14 protein-coding genes are annotated in these 6,882 nt (G+C 34.1%); all 14 read left to right on the top strand.

Annotation, left to right across the window (positions count from 1 at the left end; genetic code table 11):
• On the top strand, positions 1-302 hold a 302-nt coding region (locus IJ258_RS11350), incomplete at its 5' end, for a hypothetical protein (RefSeq protein ID WP_292806967.1).
• A complete protein-coding gene (locus IJ258_RS11345) occupies positions 302-598 on the top strand; it encodes a hypothetical protein (RefSeq protein ID WP_292806965.1) in 297 nt (98 codons plus the stop codon). The genes IJ258_RS11350 and IJ258_RS11345, both read left to right, overlap by 1 nt.
• Positions 595-741, top strand: a complete 147-nt coding sequence (locus IJ258_RS11340) for a hypothetical protein (protein ID WP_292806963.1) — start codon at positions 595-597, stop codon at positions 739-741. The genes IJ258_RS11345 and IJ258_RS11340 overlap by 4 nt, the downstream gene beginning before the upstream one ends.
• Before the next feature lie 112 nt (positions 742-853).
• A complete protein-coding gene (locus IJ258_RS11335; protein WP_292806962.1) occupies positions 854-1,060 on the top strand; it encodes a hypothetical protein in 207 nt (68 codons plus the stop codon).
• A complete protein-coding gene (locus IJ258_RS11330) occupies positions 1,057-1,278 on the top strand; it encodes a hypothetical protein (protein ID WP_292806960.1) in 222 nt (73 codons plus the stop codon). Before IJ258_RS11335 ends, IJ258_RS11330 begins: the two co-directional genes overlap by 4 nt.
• A 136-nt stretch (positions 1,279-1,414) precedes the next feature.
• Positions 1,415-1,687: a hypothetical protein gene (locus tag IJ258_RS11325; RefSeq protein ID WP_292806958.1), complete on the top strand. Its 273-nt coding sequence runs from the start codon at positions 1,415-1,417 to the stop codon at positions 1,685-1,687.
• Positions 1,684-2,169, top strand: coding sequence for a hypothetical protein (locus tag IJ258_RS11320; RefSeq protein WP_292806956.1), 486 nt, complete (start codon positions 1,684-1,686; stop codon positions 2,167-2,169). The genes IJ258_RS11325 and IJ258_RS11320 overlap by 4 nt, the downstream gene beginning before the upstream one ends.
• Positions 2,170-2,171: 2 nt before the next feature.
• Positions 2,172-2,393 carry a hypothetical protein gene (locus tag IJ258_RS11315; RefSeq protein WP_292806954.1) on the top strand — a complete coding sequence of 74 codons (222 nt, stop codon included), beginning with the start codon at positions 2,172-2,174 and terminating at the stop codon, positions 2,391-2,393.
• A gap of 1 nt (position 2,394) precedes the next feature.
• Positions 2,395-2,979, top strand: a complete 585-nt coding sequence (locus tag IJ258_RS11310; protein ID WP_292806952.1) for a hypothetical protein — start codon at positions 2,395-2,397, stop codon at positions 2,977-2,979.
• Between the two features lie 36 nt (positions 2,980-3,015).
• Positions 3,016-4,932 carry a hypothetical protein gene (locus IJ258_RS11305; RefSeq protein WP_292806950.1) on the top strand — a complete coding sequence of 639 codons (1,917 nt, stop codon included), beginning with the start codon at positions 3,016-3,018 and terminating at the stop codon, positions 4,930-4,932.
• 4 nt (positions 4,933-4,936) lie between these two features.
• Positions 4,937-5,251, top strand: a complete 315-nt coding sequence (locus tag IJ258_RS11300) for a hypothetical protein (RefSeq protein ID WP_292806948.1) — start codon at positions 4,937-4,939, stop codon at positions 5,249-5,251.
• Entirely contained in the window at positions 5,248-6,180 is a 933-nt protein-coding gene (locus IJ258_RS11295) for a CHC2 zinc finger domain-containing protein (RefSeq protein ID WP_292806946.1), read from the top strand. Before IJ258_RS11300 ends, IJ258_RS11295 begins: the two co-directional genes overlap by 4 nt.
• Entirely contained in the window at positions 6,164-6,316 is a 153-nt protein-coding gene (locus tag IJ258_RS11290; protein ID WP_292806944.1) for a hypothetical protein, read from the top strand. The genes IJ258_RS11295 and IJ258_RS11290 overlap by 17 nt, the downstream gene beginning before the upstream one ends.
• Positions 6,309-6,782: a hypothetical protein gene (locus tag IJ258_RS11285; RefSeq protein ID WP_292806942.1), complete on the top strand. Its 474-nt coding sequence runs from the start codon at positions 6,309-6,311 to the stop codon at positions 6,780-6,782. Before IJ258_RS11290 ends, IJ258_RS11285 begins: the two co-directional genes overlap by 8 nt.
• Positions 6,783-6,882: the final 100 nt, after the last annotated feature.

Here is a 6,882-nt window from a genome sequence, read left to right as displayed (position 1 = left end):
CCCTCGAAAGAAACAAACTCGTTGACAAAGTCCACTTTTTAGACCAAAAATGCAACGCATACCACAAAGAAGTATTAGAAATCACTCATATGGGCATGTGGGACTTCGCAGACAAATACTGCAGTGACTCCCAAGTGGAAGCAGATGCAAGACTATTCGCAAAAGAATTACTCCACTCAAGAGTAACTGGCGAATACAAAAACAATGAACTTGCTGCACGAATTGCTGAAGAGGAATTCATCAACCAAGGCGAAGCACACTACGAAGCAACCTGGAACATTAACTGCGGAGATGATTTCTAATGTCATCCCCACTCTTTTTAGAAAAAACCGAAAAAGACACCTATCAAGTGGTAACCATCAGAGATGAAGTTATCGGCGAAGGAAGAATGCCAGACACTGCAATCAAATCCGCAAGGGCAAAAGGTCACAAAGAAGATATCTTTTTCGGAAGCGGATATGCAACACTTGAAACCGATGACTTATTCAGTGAAGCTGAATTAATCGCTGAATTATCACAGCTTGCAGGTATGAAAATATTAGATGCCTACGATGATGACATGAGACCAATAGGTTTCAGAATGGAGTTGAGAGAATGAAAACCACCTCTAAACTTTTTTTAGATCAATCATATGTGATTGATGGTGTTGAACTTACTGGTGAAGAAATCAGGGATGCGATCATTGACGCTGCATTCCTCAAAGGCAGACTTTCAGAGTTACTTGGAGGTGAATGGGTATGAGTTGGTATAATAGTCCAATGACTGACATTGAATACAGTGACCTTGAGTACTTTGAATGCCCATACAATCACGAATGCGATGGTTGTGAATACGATTGTGAGGATGATGACTTATGAGTTGGTTAAAATGCTTACATGTGGGTAACGGTACCGCATTAGTCAAAAGCAACCGTAGTGGTAAAAGCTTCCCAGTAACCATACAAGAAGAAATCAAATTCCTTGTACATCAAGGAGATTACTTACAAGTAATTAAATCAAATGTTACTGGAGAATGGACTGCCATTGATTATATGGCAATGATTGGAGGCGATTTACAATGAATCAACCAGCAAGACTACACAAAAAAGAAGCTAACGTTTCTCCTGTAAATAAATTATTTGACATGATTGAAGCATGGGTACAATCCCATGCTCTTTTATGTTTGTTCGTACTGTTCAGTGCTTTAATGGCATTATTCGTTGTATTAATGTTTGCCATTGTAGGAGTATCCGCAACAGACAGTGGAGTAACCTATAACGCAATGGACAGAATAATCTAAAGGTCATTTAATTGACAAACTGTGGAGTATTTTCACCCCCTTATTAAAATTAAAAAAAAATAATTCCCGAAATAGAAAATCGTTAGATATCTGGAAAATACTCCACATAATCATTCCAATGGAGGTACTGAAACTTATGAAATACTTAACCAATAACTTCAGCTTGAACATGGTAGATGTGAATGCACCTTACACTTTACAGGTAATCCCATTAACCCAATTACGTTTCAAAGTTGAATCAAAAACTGCTGTGAATAGATTATCACAGATCGACATTTGTCAAGAATTAGACTTATTCCCTCAGAGAGGTAATGTGTCTGCAAGTATTGGTGATGAAATATTTGTTGCACAATACAAAGATGGGGAATTAACCTACCGTAAAATCATTATTGTTGGTGATATACAATGATAGATACCGAATTAGACAATAGAATTGAAGAAACAGTGTTAAAAACACTTAAAAAATATGGAGTAGTTCCATCTAATGGTGGACAAACTACACTCACCTTAAACGATGTGGATGTAGGTCCTGAAATGGAGGAATTCATGCAAGACAAACAATGTCTTGTATGGTTAGGCTCTAATGAAAAAGGAGCAGAGCAAGGCGTAAAATGCAATCAATTTTATGTCACTTCTCGTGGCTCTATGAAAGTTGAAATGATAATCCCATTATACTTCGAGGAAGTGTTTAATATCTGGGAAGCCTACTTCAAAGGAAACTCCCTTGAAGACATATTTTTCACAGTACTCTTCGAAGAAGAAGATGTAGGATTATCCCATCTAAGATTAGTAATATGGGCATTATTACATGGTAAGTGTAACTATGTACTAAAATTCATTAAAGAAACCAGATACGATTTCGATTTCAAGAAATATGAGGGGAGATACTGAAAATGGATACATTAGATCAATGGGTTACCAACCCTGTAACTGAAGTGAAAAAACCGTTAAGTTTCAGTGATGAACACATAGAAGACCTTTATGCTGATAGTCATGGAAACCTAATGGATGAAATTTACGATGCACAAATTAAAGCTTTTTTAGCAGAAGAAAAAGCAGAAAAAGAAGCTCACAAAGAGTACACTAAAAGAAATTATATTAGAGTAGGTGAATAAAATGGTTAGAATTAAAGAAAAAACCCAAGATGCAGATGCAGTAACAAGCACTACCTTTTTAACAAGTATTAACTCATGGTACAAGGAAGATGGAATTAAAGTAGGTGTCGAAAAAGTCGGCAACCTTTACCCTAACAAGAATGACAAAAAGAAATGGGGGGTAGCAGTCACTTTATCCATTCTTGATGACATGGAAAAATGCAGAGCAAGAGTTATAGGGGATGATGGAAAAGTTGTAATGGTTGAAGATGAAACCACTGGGGAAGAAAGACCGAAAATGGAAATCATCGAAGACCCTGATGAAGTAACTTTCTTCTTCAATGTACGTATTGAAGATAAAGAAAAAAAAGAATTCAGTGTTAACCCTAAAGCATCATGCTTCCCATTATTTAATTTTGCATTCCAAGCTACTGGTGATTTACCTGAAGATAATGACAAAGGATTCATCTGCAATATTGATGAATTGAAAAACTCATTAAGAGGCATAGAATTTAAAGCAAAAGCTAAAAAAGAAAGTTTTAGTGGAGGAAATCCTTACTGGGTAATTATCCCCTCTGTAGCTGTTGATGTTGAAGAAGTTTACTAAAAAAAACTTCTTTTTATTATTTTTTTGGAGCATATTATGACTTATATTAATATATTAAATGAAGACACCCAAGTACAATGTACAAAACAAGGGAAATCCTATTTTTATGACATTAAGGAAGATGGTTCTGAATTTAACATAGGTAAACATGATAAATCTCCATTAGAATTAAGCAGACACACAAACATAGGTAAACAAATATTCCAAAGAATAAGTGACAATCTAACCCCAAAACAAAGAAAAACTGCAGACTTGGACAAGATGTTCCGTTTAATAATGGAAGACCTTGAAAAGGACATTAACCGACAAGTTAAAGAAGCAGAAAAAGCAGCTAAAAAAGAAGTTGAAGAGTTAGAAGTAGAATACGAAGAACACTATGCTCGTTTTGTTAATAACTGTAATAAATACCACCTTACACCATTACAATATATTATCCGTGTTTTTGAAGGATTAGGTGTTGATGCTCAAATTGAAATGTTTAAATCATTAAACGGATTCCTTCAAACATTCCTTGGTTTAAAAGGAACTAATGTAATCGGTGTCGGAAGTCAAAGTAGTGGAAAAACACATTGTCTTGAGAAACCTTTAGACTGTATCCCTGAAGAATATGTGCATAAAGGTACATTTACTAAAGCGTATTTCTTTGATATGTATAGTGGACAAGATCTAACTGGACACATATTTTATCTTGGAGATTTAGGTGGAGTCCATGATGATGAAAACACTATTGTTTCCAGGGATATATTGAAACAGTTAACTACAGATGGTTGGATTTCAAGAGGTTTGAAAGATGATGAAGATGGTGGCGTGAAAGATATTGTTACTGGTTTTCCAGCAATAGCTTACACTACGGTATCTGAGGAAATTATCAATGAACAGGAACGTAGTAGGAGTATTATTATCAGACCTCCTGATGTTGACCAAAGACGATTAATGATATTTGATAGTTTTCTTGAGTCCCCTGGTGAATTATGGGAACTTCAACAAACTATTGAAGAAGATAAAATGAGTATTACTGGTTTTGTATGGTGGTTGAAGAAGGAGATTGATAACTCCGAATTATTTAATCCGTTCATGTTCTGTGTACAAAGGTACCTTGCAAACATGCCGGATTTTAATCGTAAAATTAAGGAATTCAATATGCTTTTAAAAATCATCTGTATTCTCAATGAATCATATAGTTTAACTCATACTATTTACTGTGATTTCACACAAGAAAACATTGAGGATATTGAAATCACTACCAAAATGTACCTTCCAAGTAAACAAGATGTGATTGATGCATTAACATTATTTGAAGGTAGTACTGGATTATTACCATCTGAAATTGCATTGACTAAAGGAATTCTTAAAAAATATACTGAATTCCCATATACTACTATTCCTGAAGAGTGTCATGAGTTAGATGAGAATTCTACCTTTGAAGAAATTGTACAGTATAATGCGATTTTGTCAAGTAATGATGGTGATAAACCTTACCATGTTATGGATCTATTACTTGATGAGGATACTGGGAAGTATTATCTTGAGGGTTATGCTGATGCAATTGAAGGGGATGATGGTGAAAATATCTATTGTTTCTTTACTATTGATGACATTAAGCATAATAGTAGTAATCAGAGATGGTATAGAGAAGTTAAAGATGAATTGTCTAATAAACTGTATAAGTTATGGAGTTTTGGAATTCTTGTGAGAGTTGGTCAGAATATTGCAGGTAGAAATGTTTATGGTATTGGTGAAAACGTGGATGAGAAAGTCAATAATATCAATCCGGTTTTTGCTAAGAAAGATATTGATGCTGCAATGACTGTTTTTCATGAGAAGTATCCTGGTTTATCTGATGAGTTTGATGAGTTTGTGAATAATCAAAAGCAGTTACGGATTAAGAAAACTAACTTTGAGATTAAGGATAATCATTTGTATGATTTGCAGTGGAATCATGTTAAGGTGTGAGTGTGTGTCTGTGTATAGTGGAGATGAAAATGGCGAAAATTGTTTAAATCGTTTCTTTTTGGAAAAGGAGCTTTATTTGCCATTTTCACTTGTACAGTTGGGTAGGGTTCTTGTACATTCCGACCCTACTTTTTGTACATTTACACTTGATTTTGTACAAATGCTCCGTAAGATTGTACAATTGGGCATATGTTTTTGTACAATTGCATTTTGTACTATTGGTTATATCTGTTGTACTTTTGGTTTAAATTTATGTACAATTGGTTATGGTTCTTGTACATTTGGTTATCTGTTATGTACAAATGGAGTGAAACAATGATAGATTACGAATTAATCTATGAAAGGAAACAGCATTATCTTACAATCCCTCAGGATAATAATCGTAAGTTATGCTTTGGAAATGAAAGTATTGTTAAAGCAATAAAAAACCAAAAACCAAATACGGATTTATTCATCACTAAATATGCAGAGGATAATATAGTTCAATGCATAATTTTAGATTTTGATGATAAAGAGAATCCAAATAATGCGTTAAACGATGCAAGAAAATTAAGAATGGTTTTAAAAAGACATGGATTGAATACCATTATTGTGAAATCTGGAAGTAAAGGGTACCATTGTTATATTCAAACAGAACCATTATGTTTTGAATTTGATGATGTGGATTCCGAGACATTTTTTAAGAAATTTGTTGAGCTGATTATTCAAGGGGGTATGAGAGTTAAGTACCAAACATTGGACACTACCAACACAGGTGCGGGACTTCGTGGAAACATAAGAGTAATTGGAAGTATTCATCCAAAGACCCATCAAAGATGTGAAATAATCGAAGGGGAATTTAAGGAAAACATAACCCCTACTTCTTTTGAACATGAGTGCCTTCGTGATGCCTATGAGTTTGCTAAAATACATGAAAAACATCACATTCTAAAAGAAAGGCAACGAAAAGCAAACATCCACACACATCATGGGCATGGAGACCCTGTACTTGAAAATGACTTGAGAACCCTAATGCCCAGTATATACGGTGGAGATTATAAAACATTCAAGAATGGTTATATCATGATGCAATGTCCATTTCATAATGATAGTAATCCTTCAATGATTGTTAAAAAAGAGTTTTACTACTGTAAAGCTTGTGGTGAAAAGGGTAATTGGTGGAATTTAAGAGATAAAGGTGATGTGGACTTTGAAGAAGAAGGGTACATTAGAGTTGGAAAATGGAGAGAGGATGATGGAGTTGAGTAGTGCTGATTTTACTAAGTTGACTTTGCAGGAGGTGGCTGATATGTTACTTGATCGTGATGTTAATGGTGTAATCTGTAAAGGTTTAGTTGATGGTGAAATGTATAGTTTGAAAGTGGAGTTGAGTATTGATGAGTAATTTAAATGAAAATGATATTGCAGTATATTTAGGTGATATCATCCAGATTATGGATTGGAGATTAGACCAAGAAAGTGGTTATTGGCGGGGTTTATTTGATGATGGTACTGTGGAGATGGATTGGAGATATGTTCCTGTAACTGATGTTCCATTAAATAATTTGTTATGTGAGTATGAATGTTTAGTGAATGAGTTATCCAGTAAGGAGATTAGTTATTTCACTAAAAAGGAAACCTATAATGCTTTGAGTGAGAAAATCATTCGGGTGACTGATTTTAAATCCTTGTATGGTAAGAATAATGCAGAGGTAAGGAAACAACATGTTAAAGGTGAATTATCTGATTTGTACTCTGAATTAAAAGATTTGGAGTTTAGTATTGATTGTATACAGAGGTATATTAGTTTTTTAAGGGAATTAATCCGAGTAAAAAGAACAATAAAAGAAGTTAAAAATAGTAGAAAATAATAGTTTACTAGTAAACTAATATTGGAGGTTAAAAAAATGAAAAATGGAGAGATGGTAAGTTTAGTAAGTATGTTTAATAATCAAAATGTCCAATACTTTG

This window comes from Methanobrevibacter sp., assembly GCF_017468685.1.
Taxonomy (GTDB): Archaea; Methanobacteriota; Methanobacteria; order Methanobacteriales; family Methanobacteriaceae; genus Methanocatella.
The sequence above is the reverse complement of the archived record's forward strand: the minus strand, read 5'-3'. Positions and strand labels throughout refer to the sequence as shown.